This is a genomic window from Natrinema salifodinae, from assembly GCF_900110455.1.
Classification (GTDB): Archaea; Halobacteriota; Halobacteria; order Halobacteriales; family Natrialbaceae; genus Natrinema; species Natrinema salifodinae.
Genome location: NZ_FOIS01000001.1, coordinates 179,196 through 198,535 on the forward strand (window position 1 = coordinate 179,196; position 19,340 = coordinate 198,535).

Consider the following 19,340-nt stretch of genomic DNA (forward strand, 5'->3'; position numbering starts at 1 on the left):
CGGCACCGTCAGTTCCCATCTCGTCGCAGTATCAGGCGACTCGCGGCTCGAGTCGGGCGCTGAAGCGGATCAGCGCGGGCCCCGCCCGCGTCCCCACCGTCGCTTACTGCCAGAACGTGTCCGAACAGTCGTAGACGACGCCGTGTTGTGGACAGACGTACTTACAGTGGCGTTTGGACATCGGCCGCTCGCAGACGGGACACGGGCGACCGCCGTCGGCAACCTCGTCCGGCTCGGTCTCGACCATTATCCGAGTCCTCTTCGCGGACCGTGCTAAAGGCTTCGCGACCGAGCGCGGACTCCCGCCGTGATGACTCCGGTTGAATCGCGGGCGACCAGGCGAGGCGCGCGAACTGCGACGGCGAAAAACAGCGACAACGGAAAACGGAAGACGAGAGACGAAATCGGGACGCGAACGATCCGCGTCAGTCGATGCGGCGGCGAGTGTGCCGACTACGGCGGCTTAGCACTCGCTCCAGCCACAGGACTCGCAGGTCTTGCAGCCTTCGGAGAAGTACAGCGACAGCGAGCCGCAGTCGGGACACTCCGGCGATTCGCCGGCGTCGATGAGGTCCTGGGTCGCGTCGCTGTCGGCGTCGGACCCGCTCTGGGCGGCCGCACCGCCGTCGGTCTTAGGCCCGTCGTAGGTGGCCTCCGTGTCGGCCGACTCCTCTAAGGTCTGCTGGCGCGGGTACGGCTTGTCGATCTCGTCTTCGAGGTAGCGTCGCATCGCCGTGCCGATGGCGTCCGGGATGGACTGAATCTGTTCGCCCTTGTCCCAGGCCACCTTCGGACTCCGGGTGCCACAGAGTTCGTCGACGATCTCCTCGGGATCGACGCCCGAACGCAACGATGTCGAGATAACCTTCGCCAGCGCCTCGGTGAAGGAGTTCGTGAAGCCGCCGGAGTGGCCGATGTTGGCGAACAGCTCGAACGGCTGGCCGGTCTCGGGGTCCTCGTTGATCGTCACGTAGACCTTCCCGTAGCCGGTGTCGATGCGCTGGCTGACGCCCTGAAGAGCGTCGGGTCGTTCGCGCTTTTCGGTGAAGTCGATCTCGATCGGCTCGTGGTCGGCGTCGTCGCCGGCCAGCGGGTCGACGTCCGACGCGAGGACGTCCTGGACGTCCTCGCTCTCGAGGAACGCCTCGAGCCCGCCGAAGATGTCGTCGATCTGCTCGACGAGCGCCTCGGCGGCTTCGGTTTCGTCGGCGAAGTCGGTGTTCTTCGCGCGGGTCGTCAGCACCTGCTTGCTACGGGTGCCGTCGCGGTAGTAGGTGACGCCCTTGCCGCCGTGCTCGTAGATGTACTCGAACACGTCCTTGGCGTCCTCGAGCGTGGAGTCGTTGGGCGCGTTGACGGTCTTCGAGATGGCGGAGTCGACGCCCGCCTGGCAGGCGACCTGCACGCCGGCGTGCTCTTTCGCCGAGAGATCGCCGGTCGTGACGAACAGTTCGCCGATCGCGTCGGGAACCGTCGAGAGACCCTCGACGCCGTTGAACTGGTTGGTTGCCATCTGCTCCTGGGCCTCCTCCTTGACCGCGTCGACGTCGATGTCGTTGGCCTCGAGGGTGCGCAGGAAGTAGTCGTCGAACTCGACGAGCATTTCGTCGCCCTGAACGTCGTCGGAGACGTTCTTGTAGTAGGCGACGTTGTAGATCGGTTCGCAGCCGCCGGTGGTGTTGCCGACCATCGAGGTCGTGCCGGTCGGCGCGATGGTCGTCGTGTTGTGGTTCCGGATCGGGAATCCATCTTCCCAGTCGTCGGCGTCGAGGCCGGTCTGGTGTTCGAACCACTCGCGGTACTCGGTCGGGTTCGCGTACTTGGACTTGTCCCACTCGTCGAAGCTTCCGCGCTCCTCGGCGAGTTCGTGGGACGTCCACTTCGAGGTGTGGTTGATGTGGGTCATCAGCTGGCGCGCGACCTCGTTGGAGGCCTCGCTGCCGTACTCCATGCCGAGCTGGATGTACAGCTGCGCCAGGCCCATGATGCCGAGCCCGATCTTGCGCATCTCCCGGACCTTCTGCTCGATCTTTTCGACCGGAAAGTCCGACATCGTGACGACGTTCTCGAGGAACCGCGTGCCCATCTCGATGCGGCGGTCGAACTCCTCGAAGTCGACGGCGTCCTCGATGAAGGCGTCGACGGCGTCCTCGAGCGAGTCGTACTCGTCGCCGTGCTCGTCGTACCAGACGCGCCAGTCGGGCGCCTCGAGGTCCGCGAGCGTCGAGAGGTTGATGTGCCCGAGGTTACAGGCCTCGTACTCCTCTAGGGGCTGCTCGCCGCAGGGGTTCGTCGCGAGGATGCGGTGGTCGGGATGTTTCTCGACGTCGAAGGAGTGTTGCTTGTTGACGCGCTCGAGGTAGATAACGCCGGGTTCGCCGTTCTCGTGGGCGCCCTCGACGATGTCGTCCCAGAGCTCCTCGGCCGGAATCGACAGCTCCTCGCCGACCTCGACGTGCTCGCCGAGGCCGAACATCTCGTAGAGTTCCTTCGTCTCTTCGGTCGCGATGTGGGGCTCACCGGTTCGGGGGTTGGTGAACGTGAACTCCTCGTCGTTCTGCAGCGCCTCCATGAAGCCGTCGGTGATGCCGACGGAGATGTTGAAATTCGAGAGGTGGCCCTCGACGGCGTTTCGGAGGTGCTTGGGGACCCGCCCTTCGTCGTCGATGAGTTCGCGGGCCTCCGCTAAGGCGTCCTGGAAGGAGGTGTGCGTGTAGTCGTCGGGGTCGTTCAGGCGCAGCGTTTCGGCCAGCGAGACGTCCTTGTTCTTGGCGTGGATGAACTGGATGACGTCCGGGTGGGAGACGCGCATGACGCCCATCTGCGCGCCGCGGCGGGCGCCGCCCTGGGCGATCGTCTCGCACATCTGGTCGTACGTGCGCATGAACGTGATCGGCCCCGACGCGATGCCGCCGGTCGAGCCGACCGCGTCCCCGTAGGGGCGCAGACGCCAGAAGGCGTAGCCCATGCCGCCGCCGCTCTGGAAGACCTGCGCGGCCTCCTTGGCGGTCTGGTGGATGTCGTCGATGTCGTCCTCGGGGGAGTCGACGAAACACGCCGAGAGCTGCTGGAGCTCGTCACCGGCGTTCATCAGGGTCGGCGAGTTCGGCATGAAGTCGAGGTTCTCCATCATGCCCTGGAACTCGTCGGCGACGTCCTCGACGTGGTCGCGGATCTCGTCGGGGAGTTCGGGGACGACAGTCTCGTAGGCAAACTTGTTGACGTTGTAGATAGACAGCGTAGTCTCGTCGTCGTCGTCCGCGGTCGTGCCGGCGCCGAACACTTCCTCGGCGAGCTCGTCGCGCCGCGGGTGGTCGGGCTTGAGCTGGTCGGGCGTGACCGTGATCTCGACGTCCCGCTTTCGCGCCTCGAAGACGGCTTCGGCCAGCGCGATGTTCTCGCCGACGCGCTCGAAGAGGTCCTCCTGCTCCTCGACGAGTTCGCCGTCGGCGTCCTTGCGGAGGTAGCGGGCGGGGAGGATGTTCTGGTAGGCGTTACCGGTCAGGCGCTCCTCGAGGGTGTCGCCCTCGGTACGCTTGATCGGGAGGGTCAACTCCTCGGCCGAGAGGTCGGCGTCGCTCATGCGCGGGTCACCTCGTCGCTATCCCACTGCCGTGTACCGATTTCGGCGCGGGTCGGATTCCAGGTTCTCATCATTCGTGACGAAGGTTCAGTATTCATGCCTCCATCTTAAACGTGGTGTTGTAGTTCTGTTTTTCTTGTAGTAATACAAATCTAGTTGTAGAGACGTCTCTACTATCTATCGTTCCTGTGCGTCCGGCGGCCGTCGAGACGGTCGCCTGCGTGGTCGTTACAGTCTACGCGGCCAACCGTCTTAACGATTTTCAGACCGGGCTGAAAGTGACTGTGAGCGACGGAACTCTATCGTCTCTCAGCGATTTTCTCCTACGTCGACCGGTTCATTCGCCTGATTCAGCGACCGGTTCGCCCGCCGGTCGGACAGCCCTCGCCGCGGTTAGGTCTCGTCGCTGATCAGTCACGATATCCAGAAAGATTACGTCCCTGCAGCGCGGGCTTTCACGTATGATCGATGCACTGACGTCGGCGCCCCCGCTCCTGTTGGGCCTGGTCGCGCTCGCCGTCTTCGCGGTCGCGGTCATCGCGATTCGAATCGCGATCAAACTGGCCGTTCGAGTGGGTATCGTCGCCGCGGTCGTCCTCGCGGCCCTGTACGCGGTCGGACAGCTCGAACTGCTCCCCGGCGTCTGAGAGCGCGGCCAACAGCCGCTCTGCCCGCATCGCCTGGCGGCCGGCGAAAACGAACGCAGTCTCGGAAAAGTGCGCACCGAACGGCCGCGTCCCATCCTGTCCCGTCTCGTATCGCCGACCGTTTTCGAGTCCGATCGTCCCGATTAGACGCCAGAGAGGAAGTTCTCGATCACGTCGTGACCCGCGGCCGTGAGCACGCTTTCGGGATGGAACTGGACGCACTCGAGGGGGTATTCGCGGTGACGGACGCCCATCACGAGCGTCTCGTCGTCGTGGTCGGCCGTCGCCGAGACCTCGAGACAGTCGGGGACCTCGGTTGCGACGAGGGAGTGGTACCGACCCGCCCGGAATCCCTGATCGAGGCCGGCGAAGACGCCCTCGCCGTCGTGGTCGACAGCGGACGCCTTCCCGTGGATCGGGTCGGGCGCACGGCCGACGGTCCCGCCGTACTCGTAGACGGCGGCCTCGAGGCCGAGGCAGACGCCCAGCGTCGGGACCGCGGGCGTGACTTCTTGGAGGACGTCCGTCGTGACCCCGACGTCCCGGTCGTTCTTCGGATGACCGGGGCCGGGGCTGATGATGATCGCGTCGGGGTCGACCGCCCGGACCGCTTCGAGCGAGGCGGTATTCTTCAGGATCTCGGTCTCGGTGCCGTCTAACTGACTCACGTACTCTACGAGGTTGTACGTAAAGGAGTCGTAGTTGTCGACGAACAGGACGGTCAGCGGCTCCGCGTCGCCGTCCGTCCGCTGCTCGTCGTCCGTCGCAGTCGCGCTCATCGGCTCACCTCCGGGGTCGGTTCGGTTTCGCCGTCCGCGGTCGATTCACCGGCCGTCGTCTCGATTTCCTCGAGCGCCGCCAGGACGCCGCCCATCTTCTTCTCGGTCTCCTCGTACTCGGCGGTCGGATCGCTGTCGGCGACCAGGCCGGCGCCGGCCTGGACGGTGATCCGATCCCAATCGCCCTCGTTCTCCACGGTCGCCGTCCGAATCACGATCGCGAAGTCCGCGTCCCCGGTCCAGGAGTAGTAGCCGACACCGCCGCCGTAGAGGCCGCGGGGCTCGGCCTCGAGTTCGTCGATGATCTCCATCGCGCGGATCTTCGGCGCACCCGAAAGCGTCCCGGCGGGGAACGACGCGCGGGTCGCGTCGAACGCGTCCGCGTCGTCGGCCAGGCGGCCGGTCACGGTCGACTCGATGTGCTGGACGTGGCTGTACTTGAGGACGTTCATGAACTCGTCGACGCGGACCGACCCGGGTTCGGAGACGCGGCGCACGTCGTTGCGCGCGAGGTCGACCAGCATCGTGTGCTCGGCGCGTTCCTTCCCGTCGGCGAGCATCTCGCCGGCGAGCCGGCGGTCCTCGACGGGGCTCGATCCCCGGTCGCAGGTGCCGGCGATGGGGTTGGACATGACCTCGCGGCCGCGGACGGAGATGAGCGTCTCCGGGCTGGCCCCGACGACGGTCAGGTCGCCGTGGTCGAGCAGGTACATGTACGGCGACGGGTTCACGTCCCGCATCGCCTCGTAGAAGCCGAGCGGATCGACGTCGCCGTACAGCTCTCGCGTCCGGGAGATGACGCCCTGATAGATGTCCCCGTCCAGAACGTGTTCTTTGGCCCGACGGACGCTCTCCTCGTACTCGTCTTTCGGCCCCGCGACCTCGTCCTCGCGGACGAAGCTGCCGGTCTCGGGCGTCTCAGCCCCGCGCAGCGTCGCCGCGACCGCGGCGGCCTCCTCACAGAGCGCGTCGTAGGCCGCGTCGGGGTCGTCGCCGGCCTCGAGCACCGGCGTGAAGACCAACGACACCGTCCCGTCGCGCTCGTCGAACGTGAGCGTCTTCGTCGTCAGGACGAACTGCGCGTCCGGGAGCCGGGAGTCGGGCCGCTCGAGCCCGACCTCCTCGAGCCAGAGGTCGTAGACCGCGTCGTACGCGAGGAAGCCGACCAGGCCGCCCTCGAGGTGTTGGCGGTCGTGGTCGGGAACGTTCGCCAGGCGCACGTCGGGCATCGCGTCCCGGAGGGCGTCGACGGTGTCCCCGTCCCCGTCGCCGTCGGTCTCGGCCGCCGCGAGCGGCGCGTCGTCGGACAGCGCCTCGACGGTGGCGTCGCCGGACTCGACGGTCACGACGGCCTCGGGGTCGTAGCCCACGTAGGAGTACCGCGCGTGGCGCTCGGCGTCCGCGGCGCTGGGTCGGAAGGCGCCGTCCGGATCGCTCGAGGCGGTCTTCTCCGCGCTCTCGAGCAGGAAGGCGTACGGTGCGCGCTCGCGGTCGCTCGCGTCCGCGCGGCCGGTGAGCGCGGCGTAGGCGGACAGCGGCGTCGTCTCGACGTCGAGGGTCGCGACGGTGCGGACGACGACCGGTTCGTCTTCTCGGTCCGCGCTCGCGCCCGCGTAGTCGCGGAACGTCTCGCGATCGATGTCGAACGACGGTGACTCGGTTGCCGTGGCTGATTCGCGCATGGATTACGGCTCCGGCTCCGTTTCCAACTCCGCCTGGCGGCGGGTTCTTGTGGCTCGCTCGACGAACGATCGGACGGCCTCGGCGTCCTTGACGCCGCCGTCGGCCTCGACGCCGCTTGCGACGTCGACGGCGAACGGCTCGACGGTCCGGACGGCCTCGGCGACGTTGTCGGGCGTGAGTCCGCCCGCTAAGATCAGCGGCGAGTCGAGGTCAGCGGCGGCCGTCCGGGTCCGGTCCCAATCGTGGGTCCGACCGGTCCCGCCGCCGCCGTCCTCGGCCGGCGTGTCGACGACGAAGCCGTCGACGATATCGTCGTAGGTCTCGGCGGTCGGCGCGTCGTCGGCGTCGACCGCGAGCAAGAGTTCGACGTCGAGTCGCCCGCGCAGATAGGAGAGGTCGCCGGCCCGGCGCTCGCCGTGGATCTGGATCGCGTCGGGTTCGATCTCGTCGACCAGGTCGATCGCGTTCGCGGGGTCGTCGGGCATCGTCACGAGGACGCTCGTCACGAACGGCGGGGCTGCGGCCGCGAGCGACGCGGCCCGCTCGACCGAGACCTCTCGAGGCGTATCGACCGGGACGTCGCAGATGATGCCGACCGCGTCCGCGCCCGCGTCGACGGCCGTTTCGAGATCCGCCTCGTTCGTGAGTCCGCAGATCTTCACGTGCGTCATCGGCGCTCCGCCTCTACCCCTCCGTCCGCCTCGACCGCCTCCGCCGTTGCATCCGAACCGCGGAGTTGGTCGAGCTTCGTCGCCGCCGAGCCGGAGTCGATGGCCTCCCGCGCCGCGTCGGCGCCCGCTTCGAGCGAGTCCGCCTCGCCGGCGACGTAGATCGCCGCGCCGGCGTTCGCGAGGATGACGTCGCGTTTCGCGCCGGTCACGTCGCCCTCGACGATCCCGCGCATGTCGGCCGCGTTCTCCGCGGGCGAGCCGCCGGCGATGTCCTCGATGTCGTGCTCCGCGAGCCCGAGGTCGGCGGGCTCGACGGTGTACTCCTCGACGGCGTCGCCGTCGTCTCGCGGCTCCGCCGCTCGAGAGTTCGCGGAACTTCGTTCCGCGCAGACCTCGGCGACGACCGTCTCGCCGTGGATGGCGATCTCGTCGGTGCCCGCGCCGTGGACGACCAGCGCGCGCTCGATATCCATTCGGGATAGGGCTGCCGCGAGTACGGGAACGAGATCGGGATCGTAGACGCCGACGACCTGTGCGTCGGCACCAGCGGGGTTGGTCAGCGGCCCGAGGACGTTGAAGATCGTCCGCATGCCGAGTTCCTTGCGCGGGCCGATGACGGCCTTCATCGCCGGGTGGAACACCGGCGCGAGCATGAAGCCGATGCCATCCGTTTCGATGGCCTCCTCGACGGCCGGCGGCTCGGCCTCGACGTTTACGCCGACTTCCTCGAGTACGTCCGCGCTGCCCGACGAGGAGGAAACCGAGTAGTTGCCGTGCTTGGCGACCGGCACGCCCGCGCCGGCGGTGACGATCGCGCTCGTCGTCGAGACGTTGATCGTATTGTAGTCGTCCCCGCCGGTCCCGCAGGTGTCGACCAGCGGCTCCCGGTCGGGCGAGATGGTCCGCGCGGCCCCGCGCATCCCCTCGGCGAAGCCGGCGATCTCGGCTTCGGTCTCGCCTTTCGCGCGCAGCGCCGCCAGCAGCGCGCCGATCTGTGCCTCCGTCGCGTCCTCGAAAACGGCCGTGGAAGCCGCTCGAGCGCCCGCTTGCGTGAGGTCGTCCCCCTCCGTGACTCGTTCGACGTACTCCTGCATAGTGAACACCAATGTACGTAGTTGTCTTGTGATGTCCAAATGAGTACATCAACTTAAGCGTATCGACGGTGGTGCGTGGGTTCGACTCGCGTACGGCGTCCGATTCGAAACCTTCAATTAGGGTCGGCAGCAACGATTGAGTGCAGGCGAGGTGGCGACGGACGCCACGAACGAAAGCGAAACCAGGCGGGTTGGTGGTCTAGTCTGGTTATGACACCTCCTTGACATGGAGGAGGTCGGCAGTTCAAATCTGCCCCAACCCATTACTTCTGTCGCGAGCAAACCCGCGAGCGACGGCGTCGTGACGTTTGGCAGATTTGAATCAGGGAGTGAAGCGAAGCGGAACGACCGTGGTTCAAATCTGTCCCAACCCATTTTTCGAGCGCTAACACGCGAGGAGCGACGCGACGAACGAATCGCTCAAAAGCCGTACTGTTCGTTCTCCGCGCGACGATTCCTCCCTCGAACGCGGACGACCAGGCGACGCGTTCTCTCCTAGTCGTGCCGGACGAGATGCCTGACGAGTCCGGTCGTGTTTTCGGCGTCGACAGTGCTGATGTGTGACACAGGTGCACTGTTGCCGCGACCGAACGGTACAAAACCTCGTGACGACTGGGCCGGGACATGGAAGTCGTCGGTCGTCTGGTGGCGCTGCTCGTGATCCTTCTGGTCGGGGCGGGGCTGCGGACGACCGGCGTGTTGACCAAGCAACGGACCGCGTTGCTGAACGACGTCGCGTACTACATCGCGCTCCCGGCGCTGATCTTCGTCTCGACGTACGATCGTTCCATCGGCGCGCTCCTCTCGCCCGCGCTGCTGGGTGGGCTCCTCGCCGTATTGCTCGGAACCGCGAGCGTCGCCTGGCTGGTCCATCGCCACCGGGACTCGACCGCGCGCCGGAGCGTGGCGATCGTCCAGTCGTACCACTCGAACCTGGGCTATCTCGGGCTCCCGCTGGTCGCCGCGACGTTCGACCAGTCGGTGACGGCGATCGCGAGCGTCGTGTTGGGGGTCGTCTCGCTGGCCCAGGTGCCGCTGACGGTCGTCGTGCTCTCGACGTTCAACGGGACCGACGCCTCGATCGCGCGGGAACTCCGTGGACTCGCGACCAACCCCGTCTTGCTGACGCTGCTGGCCGGACTCGCCGTCGGCTCTCTGGGCCTGGTGATCCCGTCGCCCGTCGCGACCGGGCTCGACGCCGTCGGCTCGCTCGCGCTCCCCGTCGCACTGCTCTGTGTCGGGGCCTCTCTGGAGGTCGACCTGCCATCGGTCGACGTCGGGGCGACGGCCACCGTCGTCGCGGTCAAGATCGGCGTGATGCCGGTCCTCGCCTGGGCCGTCTTCTCCACGCTGGCCGTCGACGCGACCACGTTCACCGCCTGCGTGGTGATGCTCGGGACGCCGACCGCCGTCTCGACGTTCGTCTTCGCGAGCGAACTCGGCGGCGACCGGGAGTTCGCGTCGCTGAACGTCTTCGTGACGACCCTGGTCTCGGTCGCGACGCTATTCGTGTTGATCGCGCTGGTCAGCTAGTCTGCGAGCAGAAACCGAACCAGAACGGAGAGTCGAAGCGGTCGGTACCGATGTGCTGTTAGCTCGAGAAGAATCGCTTGAGTCGACCGAGCAGACCGGGTTCGTCGGAAGCGTCTCCGTTCGCATCGCTCGCATCGTCGCCAGCGTCGCGGTCGATCGATCCGGCGAGCGGCTCGGCGTCGTCGGAGACGCCGGCGCCGCCGGTTCCTGTCTCCAGATCGTCGATCGAGAGGTCGACATCGTCAATCTCGGGCGTCGACTCGCGGCCCTCGCCGGCCTCGGCTGCGCGGACATCCGCGCCGGTAACGGTCCCCGCTTCGACGCGGGCGGCGAGTTCGTCGATCGAAGCGTCGTCGGGGAGTGAAGACGCGGCCGCGTCGATCGACGACGCAGCTGCGGATTCCGACGACCCCGATTCGGACGTCGATTCGGATTCGGGTTCTGGTGTGGGTGCGGTGGTGGTCGCGTCCACGGCGTCGGTCGCATCGGTGTTGGTGGCGTCCGTTTCGGTCGTCCGGTCGCCGTCGCCACCGTTGTCACCAGCGTCGTCGACGTCGGTATCGGACGGCGCATCGGCGGTGTCAGTCGCGGTCTCCTCGACGGCGGTCTCGGCCTCGTCGGGGTCGGGGATGTCGTCCTCGTCGAACTCGGTCGTGACGGACTCGTCGGAGTCGCTCGTCGGGGTCGTGACGGTCGCGGAGGGCGCGTCGTCAGCGTCCGTCGGCTCCGATTCCGTCTCGTCGAGCGAGTCGAGGATGTCGTCGACGCTCTGCTCGGAGACGACGCGTTGCGGACCGCCGGCGGGCTCGAGGCCGCCGCTCGAGCGGTCGGTGTCGGCGTCGTCGTCCGCCTCGTCATCGGTCGCGGCGGAGGGTGAGTGCTCGTCGCTCATACTGGTGGTCTGACGCTGCCGGGGACATAATCTTTCCCCTGAACGGACGTTTCAAGGAACGAACGTGTCGTCGACGGTCCGACTACTCGGCGATCATGGGATGGCCGCGAACGACGTTGAGCACGGCGCCGACGAGGATGATGATCCCGGCGAAGTAGAGCCAGGTGACGAACAGGAGGATGGCCCCGACCGCGCCGTAGGCCTCGTACTGGCCGGCGTTCGCGGCGTAGAGCTGGAACCCCGCCTGGAGGACCGTCCAGCCGACGGCGGCGAAGATCGCGCCCGGGAGGACGTCGGTCAGCGTAACGGGGATCGGCGGCAGGACGTAGTAAATCGGCAAAAAGACGAGGACGAGCCCGCCCAGCAGGGCGAGCCAGCCGAGCAGGCCGGCAAACGGAACGGTGTCGGCGACGAGCCGAAGCATCGCGCCGATCCCGACCATCAGCCCGAGCGCGCCCGCGCCGGCGACGATCACGGTCAGTCCGTCCGTGATCTGGTCGACCAGCGTCTCTTCGGCCACCTCGTCGTAGACCTTGTCGAACGCCAGGCTGAGTCCGCGGAAGACCTTGAGCGCACCCCAGGTGGCGACGGCGAGCCCGACCGCGGTCGCCTCGGCGCGCCCGGACTCGGTCGTCAGCGCCTCGGTCACCAACTCCTCGCCGGCCGCCGGGAGGAAGTCGCCGGCGACCATCACCAGGCGCTGGGCGGCTTGCTCGCCGCCGACCAGCGAGCCGACGACGAGCGCGAGCAGGATCAGCGGGATCAGCGAGACGAAGGCGTAGTAGGCGAAGCCGGCCGCGAGAAAGGTCAGGTCGCGGTCGCTCGCCGTCCGATAGACCGCGGTGAGCGTCCCTGAGACGTCCATCGTATCAGGGCTGTACGGAGCGTCCGCCTAAGAACCTGTGAGTCGTTCGCAGTTTCTGGGGCCGGCTCGTCGGGACGTCCGCGTCACGTCCGGCGGCCGTCACCACTCCCGACAGAAGTTCTGGGCCGCGTACACCGACCCGTCCTCGGCGATGTAGACGCCCACGCCGGCCCGATCCCACGCCGGCGTCTCGCCCTCCTCGAGGATCGCCTGGCGGTGCTCGGTCGAGTTCATCCACTGGTTCACCAGGCCGGTCGCGAGGGCCTCGCCGGTTCGGTAGCGGACGGGGTCACCGCCCCCGCCCGGTCGCTCGACGGGGCGGTCGACCCACGTCATGGCGATGTTTTCGCCGTAGGCGTGACAGTAGTCGTCGACGCCCTGGAACCGGTCGTACGGTCCCTCCCCGTCGGGGTTCCGGTGGGCGAAGTAGTCGCGCTGGGCCATGTCGTGACTGTGTGCACGTGCGACGGACGCGACCGTGCCGTCCCACCCGATCGGATCGAGGCCGCGCTCGGTCCGGCGCTCGTTGACCTCGGCGTGGACGAAGTCCTCGACCGTCGGAGAGCGGACGACCTCGACGTCGGTCTCGTAGCTCGAATTCCCCGGGTCGTCGGGATCGGTCGTCGCGGGATCGCGCTCGCCGGCCGGCGGCGGATCGGAGCTGGGCGTCGGCGCGTCGTCGACGCCGACCCCGGCGAGCAGTTGGGGCGCGAACAGCGCGGTCCCGAGCGCGAGCGAGCAGACGAGGGCAACGGCGACGAGGAAGTTCACCAGGCCGCGCACCAGCGCGCGGTCCCGGCTCTCGTCGGTGCCGGTCGAGACCCGAACTGTTGCGGGTCGCCGTCGATCCATCGGATCGACTATCCCGACCTCGATACAAGACGGTCGCGATCCCTTACAGTTACTGAGAGACGATTGTCAGGACGTGAATAGTGAGAATCGTGCAGTCGTCGCCATCGCGAGCACGACTACGACGCGGGATTCGACGCGTCGGCGCCGGTGCCGAAGATGGTTTCGTGAATCCCGATGACGAGCCCCGGCACGACGGCCATGAACAGGTGTTCCTCAAGCGGGATGCCGGCAATGTCGATCCCCGTTCTGAGTTTGATATCGAAGACGCCGACCGCGAGGGTGTACCGGTCCCAGGCGTAGGCGATGGGGTACAGCGCGAGGATGGTTACCGCCGCCTTGTCCAGCGCGTTCGCGCGACGGAGCAAGAGAGCGGCGACGGTCCCCCAGAACAGTTCGGTCACGAGGTAGGTGTACCGACCGAAGACGCTGATATCGCGCATCGAACCGGGCCTTCCACGGCCGGTGCAAAAAGTCCGGCCCCCATCGCCACCCGGATAAAAACGGGCCGTACGTTAAATACCTCGGCCCCGGTACGTCTCCGTAGAAGGATGAATATCGCTGATATCGCCACTACGGAGTTCATCGAAGTCGACGTCGGCACGCGCATGGGGAAGGTCCGTTCTACCTTCGAAGACGGCAACCCCAAAGGGATCATCGTCACCGACGACGGGGACTACGAGGGTGTCATCAGCGAGCGGGAAGTCCTCCAGTCGCACGTCGAGGACGACGCCAAGGTGGCGGCGCTGATCAAACCCAGCCGGAACTCGCCGGCGCCCAAGGTCGACCGGGACGAGGATGTCCGGGAGACCGCACGAGTGCTGATCGAGAGCAACGCGAAGGTCGCACCGGTCTTCGAAAACGGTGAACTCTGGGGCGTCATCACCGACGACGCGATCCTCGAGGCGGTCCTCGAGAACCTGGATACGCTCACCGTCGAAGACATCTACACGAACGACCCGGTCACGATCGAGGAGGACGACGGGGTCGGCCGGGCGATCAACTACCTGCGGGAACACGGCATCTCCCGGCTGCCGGTGCTCAACGAGAACGGCTACCTCTCCGGCGTCGTGACGACCCACGACATCGCCGATTTCGTCATCCGCAAGAGCAACTCGACGACGACCGGCGATCGGGTCGGCGACACCCAGCGGATGCTCGACGTCCCCGTCTACGACATCATGAACAGCCCCGTCGAGACGACGACGCTCGACGCCACCGCCCAGGAGGCCGTCGAGACGATGCTCGACAACGACTACGCGGGGCTGATGGTCACGCCCAAGGACGACGACCGCGTCGTCATCGGGGTCATCACCAAGACGGACGTCCTCCGCGCGCTGACGTTCACCGAGGAGGAACGGATGGACGTTCAGATCACCAACATCTCGATGCTCGATACCATCACCCGAGAGGGAGTCGTCGAGAGCATCCAAGATGTCACCGACAAGTACCAGGACATGCAGGTCCAACACGCCCACGTCCGGTTCAAGGAACACCAGGAGAAACTCCGCGGCACGCCGCTGATCCACTGCCAGATCCGCCTGCGGACCAACAAGGGTCAGGTCGCCGGCACCGGCGAGGGGTACGGCGCGGAGAACGCCTTCCGCGTCGCCCTCGACAAACTCGAGCGTAACGTCTTGGAGGTCAAGGGCGTCACCAGCGACGAGGAGTACCGCGGTCAGCTCCTGCGGAAGCTGAACGAACTCTGATCGGAACGGAACCCGAGTTAGCGCTCCGTAACACGCTTTTTCTGTTCTCGTTCACGGGACCAGTCGTCGGTTGCCGACAGCGCGACGACAGGATACGGCGCACCGCCGCGGCCTCAGGACCGGACCGTCTCGTCGCCGCCTGCAAGGCCGGTATCGGTGATCCGGAACTGGACCGACTCCCCCGCCGGCTTCGAGCGGTGTTTCTCGAGGGTCGCGCGCCGCTTGCCGCCGCGGAACCGCTCGATCCGGACGACCGCGCCGGTCCAGTGCTCCAAGGTGTTGCCGCCGAGCGCCCGCGTGCGGTCCGAGTCCGGATCGGCGAACACCTGGTTCGTCAGGACGACGGCCAGGTCGTGTTTGCGCGCCAGCGAGAGTAGATGGGTCACCTGGCGGGTGACGTTTCGCAGCGCCTCGCCCTCGTCGCCGTCGGCGGTGCGCTCGAGTCGGTAGAAGCCGGTCGCGCTGTCTAACACGATCAAGTCCGCGCGCCCGGCGAACTCCTCGGCGTCGCGGACGGCCTCGGACTGCTCCTCGAAATCGAGCGCGTCCTCGATGACGATCCGCGAGGCGACGGTCTCGACGTCGTCGGCTCGGCCGTCGGTTTTCGCGTCTAACAGCTGCTGGAAGCGGTCGACCGAGACCCCCTCAGTATCGATGTAGACGACGGTCCCGCCGTCGACCGCCGTCTCGACGGCCGCCGACAGCGCGAGGTTCGTCTTCCCGGCGGCCGGCGGGCCGTACAACTGCGTGACGGTCCCGCGCTCGAATCCCCCACCGAGCAACTCGTCGACCGGGGTACAGCCGGTCGAAATCGCCTCGTCGGTCACGGTTCGAGTTGGCCCGGTACGAGCAAAAAGGCCCCGGAACGGGTCGACGGGGCGATCCGTTCGCGTACGTTTATTCCCCGCGAGGACGAACGCCGAGCCGTGATCGTCGTCGCCACGTCAGACTTCGAGGTGTACCACGGCGTCGTCAACGAACTCCGCGACCGCGGAGCGACGTTTACGACGATCGAACCCGACGAGGAGCTACCCGACCAGGCCACCGTGGTCATCACCGACGCCGACCACGCCGACGCCTTCGCGACCGTGACGACGATCGTCGCCGAACCCGACGGCCCCCGTCGCGCGGTCGACCAGGCCCTGGCCGCGGTCCGCGGCGACGGCGGGCGGACGGTCATCGGCGTCGATCCGGGCCGGAAGCCGGGGATCGCCGTCCTCGCCGGAGAGACGGTCGTCGCCGCCTTTCAGGTACCGCTGGGCGACGCCGTCGACGTGATCCAGCGCGAGGTCGCCGAGGCACCCTCGCCGATCGTCCGAATCGGCGACGGCTCCCGCCTCGAGAGCGCGACGCTGGTCAACGACCTCGAGGACGTACAGGTGGAACTCGTCGACGAGACGGGAACGACCCCCTACCTCGGGACGGGCACGCGGGGGATGGGCGACGTCCTCGCCGCGGTCAACATCGCCAGGCTCGAGGGCGAAGTCGTCGACGCTCGCGAGATCGAGCCGACCACAGGGGAGATTCAGGTCATCAAGGACCGCTCGCGCGAGCGCAGCGAACACAATCGGGCGATCGATGAGGTGCTCGCCCGCCGAGTCGCCGCGGGCGAGTTGACGATCGAGGAGGCGTTGTCGGAACATCGGACCGACGACGGAAGCGGATCGGGAGACGAGTGAGTGCGGGAGCCGCTCGAACCCCCCGGAACCGCCTCGTTCCGTCGGCGTTTCCCGCCGCTCACTCGACCGTCACGCTCTTCGCGAGGTTGCGCGGCTTGTCGATCGACCGGCCCAGGCGGTGTGCGAGCCAGTAGGCGACCAGTTGAAGCTGGACGTTCGCCAGGATCGGCGTCAACTGCTCGTGGGTCTCGGGGATGCGGAGGACGTGATCGACGATGCTCTCGACCGCGGACGGCGAGTCCGTCACCGCGATTACCGGCGCGTCGCGGGCCTCGACTTCCTTGATGTTGCTGAGCATCTTTCCGGTCGCCGACTCACCGGTGACGATCGCGAACACCGGCGTTCGGTCGCCGACCAGTGCCAGCGGCCCGTGTTTCAACTCGCCGCCGGGGAAGCCTTCGGCGTGCTTGTACGTGACCTCCTTGAGTTTCAGCGCCCCTTCGAGGGCGACCGATGCCCCGTAACCGCGACCGATGAAGAAGTACGCGTCCGAACGCGCGTAGACGTCGGTGATCTCCGACGCGCGCGAGCCGTCCAGGATCGACTGGATCTGGTCGGGCAGCGCTCGAAGCGCCTCGACGAGCGACCGAGAGTAGTCGCCCGCGAGCGTGCTCGCGAGTAACAGTAGCGCAACCTGCTGTGAGGCGAAGGTCTTCGTCGCGGCGACGCTGATCTCCGGCCCCGCGCGGATGTACATCACGTGGTCGGTTTCGCGCGAGGCGGAACTGCCGACGACGTTCGTCACCGCAAGCGTCTCGGCGCCGCACCGATTCGCGTCCCGGATCGCACTCAGCGTATCGGCCGTCTCGCCGCTCTGGGTTACGCCGACGACGAGCGTTTCCTCGTTGACGGGGACGGCGCCGGCGTCGTACTCGCTCGCGTAGAAGGCCGTCGCCGGAATCCCGCGTCTCCGAAAGAGCCGCGCGGCGTACCGCGAAGCGTGATAAGAAGTGCCACAGCCGACGAACTGGATCCGCTCCGGCCTGGCCAGGTCGCCGATCTCGTCGATCGAGACCGAGGCGTCGATCTCGCTGATCCGGCCGCGGAGACAGTTGCGGATCGCCCGCGGCTGCTCGTTGATCTCCTTGCACATGTAGTGGTCATAGCCGCTCTTGCCAGCCTCCTCCGGGTCCCACTCGACCGTCCGGACCGGCATATCCACGAGCGTGCCGCGTTCGTCGGAGATTTCGACGCCCGAGGGGCTGATCTTCGCGAACTGGCCGTCTTCTAGATAGACGACTCGATCGGTGTGGTCGAGAAACGCCGGGACGTCGCTGGCCAGGTGGTAGCCGTCGTCGCCGAGGCCGAGGACGAGCGGCGATTGGTGGCGCGCGGCGTAGACCCCTTCGGTGTCGGAGAAGACCGCTGCCACGGCGAAACTTCCCTCCAACCGGTCGATCGCGCGACGGAACGCCGTCCCGGCGTCGGCCCCCTGGTCGAGCGCTGCCTCGATGAGGTGCGGGATGACCTCGGTGTCAGTCTGGCTCTCGAAGACGTGGCCCGCGGCTTCGAGGTCCGCGCGAAGTGCCCGGTAGTTTTCGATGATTCCGTTGTGGACGACGGCGACGGACCCGTCGCAGCCGGTGTGTGGATGGGCGTTCTCGTCCGTAGGCGGCCCGTGCGTGCTCCATCTGGTGTGGCCGATGCCGGCGTCGCCGCCGGGCGAGCGGTCGGGGATCGCGGCCTCGAGTTCCGACAGTTCCCCGTTGCGCTTGTACACCGAGACCGACGAGTCGGCGATCGCGACCCCCGCCGAGTCGTATCCCCGGTACTCGAGGTCCGAGAGGCCGTCTAACACGACGTCGAGGACGTTGCGATCCGCCTCGATCGGCGTGTACCCGATGATGCCGCACATCAGGACCACACCTCCGTTCCCTCGGGGACGGTTCCGCGAACCGTTGCGCCTGGCTCGACGGCCGCGTCGGGGCCGACGATCGCGCCCGGCAGATACGTGACGCCGCCGCGATCGCGGACCCGGTCCGCCAGCAGCGCGCCGATCGCCTCGCCCTCGAAGAGACGGTCCTCGACGCGAACGTCGGCCGGGCCGCCGGGAACGGTCGATCCCGCGCCGATCGTCACGCCGGTACCGGTGACGCACTCGATCGCCGTCGCGTTGGGTTCGATCCGCGTGTCGGCGTCGACGACGCTGCGCTCGACGACGGCGTTCGCGCCGACGGTCGCGTTTTCGCCGAGACAGGCGTAGGGCCCGACGACGGCTCCCGGTCCGACGACGCAGTCCTGATCGACGACCACCGGAGTCCGAATCTCCGCCGAGTCGTGGACGGTCGTGCTGCGAGCGCGGTCTCGCGATCGGTCGCCGTCGATGTGCCCCGAATCGAACAGTGCGAAAGAGACGTCGAGCAGGTCCCACGGATACGTGGCGTCGACCCAGAGACCGTCGGAAACCACCCCGCGGACGGTCGCTCCCTCGTCGACGAGCGACGAGAGTCCGTTCCCCAGATGGTGTTCGCCGGCGGTCGGTTCGACGGCGCGAACGGCGTCGAACACCGTCGGCTCGATCGCGTAGACGCCGGCGTTGAGGTAATACTCGTGACCGTCACGAGGGTTCTCGACGAGATTCGTGACCCGACCGTCGTCGACGATGACGCCGCCGTACTCCGCGACGCCCGAGCGCTGTAACAGTGCGAGCGTCGCGACGGTATCGGAGTCGTGTTTCTCGACGACGTCCCGGATGATTCGACTATCGACGATCTGGTCACCGTTGATTACGAGAGCGGTACTGGATACTGCAGATTCGGCCGCGAGCAGTGCGTGTCCGGTCCCCAGTTGGTTCTCCTGCGTGACGTACGTGATCGGGAGACCCCGGTACGTGGGACCGAAGTACGACTGGACGCGATCGCGATGATAGCCGACGACTACGACGATCTCGCCGATTCCGGCGTCGATCAAGTGATCGAAGACGTGCTCGAGAATCGGTTTCGTCGCCGCGGGCAACATCGGTTTCGGCCGATTCTTCGTGAGCGGCCGTAATCGGCTCCCCTCTCCGGCAGCGAGTACAATTGCGGTCTCCACACCCATACCCGATCTTCCCACGTTCGTTCTCTTTTGAGGCCATGATTGTATTGGCTATGAAATAGTCAATATATTACCCACCTCTTTCGTCAATAATACAGACGTTCGTGAAACAGTCCCTTGCTGAGCGATAAATCCGCGGCGTCGTTTCGTTACCCGTCCCCGGTCGAGACGGATTTCTCGTGGCCGTTCACACCAGATTCGCGAGCCAACCGTGATGCCAGCAGTCGTGCGGAATCGGGGCCCAATTCACGCTCCGAGCGACTGTTTCGCCGAACTCAATCCGGGATTTTAATTCCACTCCCAACTCCCGATAGTAATGC

16 protein-coding genes, 1 tRNA gene and 1 pseudogene are annotated in these 19,340 nt (G+C 66.8%); 5 read left to right on the top strand and 13 right to left on the bottom strand.

The window, feature by feature from the left end; translation table 11 throughout:
- Positions 1-103 precede the first annotated feature (103 nt).
- Together BMY29_RS20805 and BMY29_RS00810 are read right to left on the bottom strand one after the other, a co-directional pair.
- On the bottom strand, positions 104-247 hold the full coding sequence (locus BMY29_RS20805) for an HVO_2523 family zinc finger protein (protein WP_173424931.1): 144 nt from the start codon (positions 245-247) through the stop codon (positions 104-106).
- A gap of 216 nt (positions 248-463) precedes the next feature.
- Positions 464-3,583: an adenosylcobalamin-dependent ribonucleoside-diphosphate reductase gene (locus BMY29_RS00810; RefSeq protein ID WP_049991035.1), complete on the bottom strand. Its 3,120-nt coding sequence runs from the start codon at positions 3,581-3,583 to the stop codon at positions 464-466.
- A gap of 461 nt (positions 3,584-4,044) precedes the next feature.
- On the opposite strand from BMY29_RS00810, the gene BMY29_RS00815 reads away from it, so the two are divergent.
- Complete coding sequence (locus BMY29_RS00815; RefSeq protein ID WP_049991034.1) at positions 4,045-4,230, top strand: DUF8029 family protein; 186 nt, start codon at positions 4,045-4,047, stop codon at positions 4,228-4,230.
- A gap of 143 nt (positions 4,231-4,373) precedes the next feature.
- Here BMY29_RS00815 and trpG read toward each other — a convergent pair whose 3' ends face one another.
- The 4 genes from trpG to trpD are packed head-to-tail and all read right to left on the bottom strand — an operon-like array spanning position 4,374 to position 8,457.
- Complete coding sequence (gene trpG, locus BMY29_RS00820; protein WP_049991033.1) at positions 4,374-5,009, bottom strand: anthranilate synthase component II; 636 nt, start codon at positions 5,007-5,009, stop codon at positions 4,374-4,376.
- Positions 5,006-6,691, bottom strand: a complete 1,686-nt coding sequence (trpE, locus tag BMY29_RS00825) for an anthranilate synthase component I (protein WP_049991032.1) — start codon at positions 6,689-6,691, stop codon at positions 5,006-5,008. The genes trpG and trpE overlap by 4 nt, the downstream gene beginning before the upstream one ends.
- 3 nt (positions 6,692-6,694) lie before the next feature.
- Positions 6,695-7,363, bottom strand: coding sequence for a phosphoribosylanthranilate isomerase (locus BMY29_RS00830; protein WP_049991031.1), 669 nt, complete (start codon positions 7,361-7,363; stop codon positions 6,695-6,697).
- A complete protein-coding gene (gene trpD, locus BMY29_RS00835) occupies positions 7,360-8,457 on the bottom strand; it encodes an anthranilate phosphoribosyltransferase (RefSeq protein WP_049991030.1) in 1,098 nt (365 codons plus the stop codon). The genes BMY29_RS00830 and trpD overlap by 4 nt, the downstream gene beginning before the upstream one ends.
- Positions 8,458-8,645: 188 nt before the next feature.
- Here trpD and BMY29_RS00840 point away from each other — a divergent pair.
- Both BMY29_RS00840 and BMY29_RS00845 read left to right on the top strand, forming a co-directional pair.
- Positions 8,646-8,720 (top strand) — tRNA-Val (locus tag BMY29_RS00840).
- Positions 8,721-9,081: 361 nt separating this feature from the next.
- Complete coding sequence (locus BMY29_RS00845; RefSeq protein ID WP_049991029.1) at positions 9,082-9,990, top strand: AEC family transporter; 909 nt, start codon at positions 9,082-9,084, stop codon at positions 9,988-9,990.
- 58 nt (positions 9,991-10,048) lie between these two features.
- On the opposite strand, the gene BMY29_RS00850 is transcribed toward BMY29_RS00845, so the two are convergent.
- From BMY29_RS00850 to BMY29_RS00865, 4 genes are all read right to left on the bottom strand, one after another.
- Positions 10,049-10,882: a hypothetical protein gene (locus BMY29_RS00850; RefSeq protein WP_049991028.1), complete on the bottom strand. Its 834-nt coding sequence runs from the start codon at positions 10,880-10,882 to the stop codon at positions 10,049-10,051.
- Positions 10,883-10,964: 82 nt separating this feature from the next.
- Positions 10,965-11,747: a YihY/virulence factor BrkB family protein gene (locus BMY29_RS00855; protein WP_049991027.1), complete on the bottom strand. Its 783-nt coding sequence runs from the start codon at positions 11,745-11,747 to the stop codon at positions 10,965-10,967.
- A gap of 99 nt (positions 11,748-11,846) precedes the next feature.
- A complete protein-coding gene (locus BMY29_RS00860; protein ID WP_049991026.1) occupies positions 11,847-12,599 on the bottom strand; it encodes a CAP domain-containing protein in 753 nt (250 codons plus the stop codon).
- A gap of 116 nt (positions 12,600-12,715) precedes the next feature.
- On the bottom strand, positions 12,716-13,039 hold the full coding sequence (locus tag BMY29_RS00865; RefSeq protein ID WP_049991025.1) for a lycopene cyclase domain-containing protein: 324 nt from the start codon (positions 13,037-13,039) through the stop codon (positions 12,716-12,718).
- 108 nt (positions 13,040-13,147) lie between these two features.
- On the opposite strand from BMY29_RS00865, the gene BMY29_RS00870 reads away from it, so the two are divergent.
- Complete coding sequence (locus tag BMY29_RS00870) at positions 13,148-14,305, top strand: CBS domain-containing protein (RefSeq protein WP_049991024.1); 1,158 nt, start codon at positions 13,148-13,150, stop codon at positions 14,303-14,305.
- A 113-nt stretch (positions 14,306-14,418) separates the two neighbouring features.
- Here BMY29_RS00870 and radB read toward each other — a convergent pair.
- Positions 14,419-15,168, bottom strand: a pseudogene (radB, locus tag BMY29_RS00875) (DNA repair and recombination protein RadB); the annotation flags it as partial.
- Positions 15,169-15,231: 63 nt separating this feature from the next.
- Between radB and BMY29_RS00880 the strand changes: the two are divergent.
- Positions 15,232-15,984 (top strand): hypothetical protein, encoded by a 753-nt coding sequence (locus BMY29_RS00880; RefSeq protein ID WP_049991022.1) that lies wholly within the window; start codon positions 15,232-15,234, stop codon positions 15,982-15,984.
- Between the two features lie 58 nt (positions 15,985-16,042).
- On the opposite strand, the gene glmS is transcribed toward BMY29_RS00880, so the two are convergent.
- Both glmS and BMY29_RS00890 read right to left on the bottom strand, forming a co-directional pair.
- Positions 16,043-17,839, bottom strand: coding sequence for a glutamine--fructose-6-phosphate transaminase (isomerizing) (glmS, locus tag BMY29_RS00885; protein WP_049991021.1), 1,797 nt, complete (start codon positions 17,837-17,839; stop codon positions 16,043-16,045).
- Positions 17,839-19,023, bottom strand: a complete 1,185-nt coding sequence (locus BMY29_RS00890; protein ID WP_049991020.1) for a sugar phosphate nucleotidyltransferase — start codon at positions 19,021-19,023, stop codon at positions 17,839-17,841. Before BMY29_RS00890 ends, glmS begins: the two co-directional genes overlap by 1 nt.
- Positions 19,024-19,340: the final 317 nt, after the last annotated feature.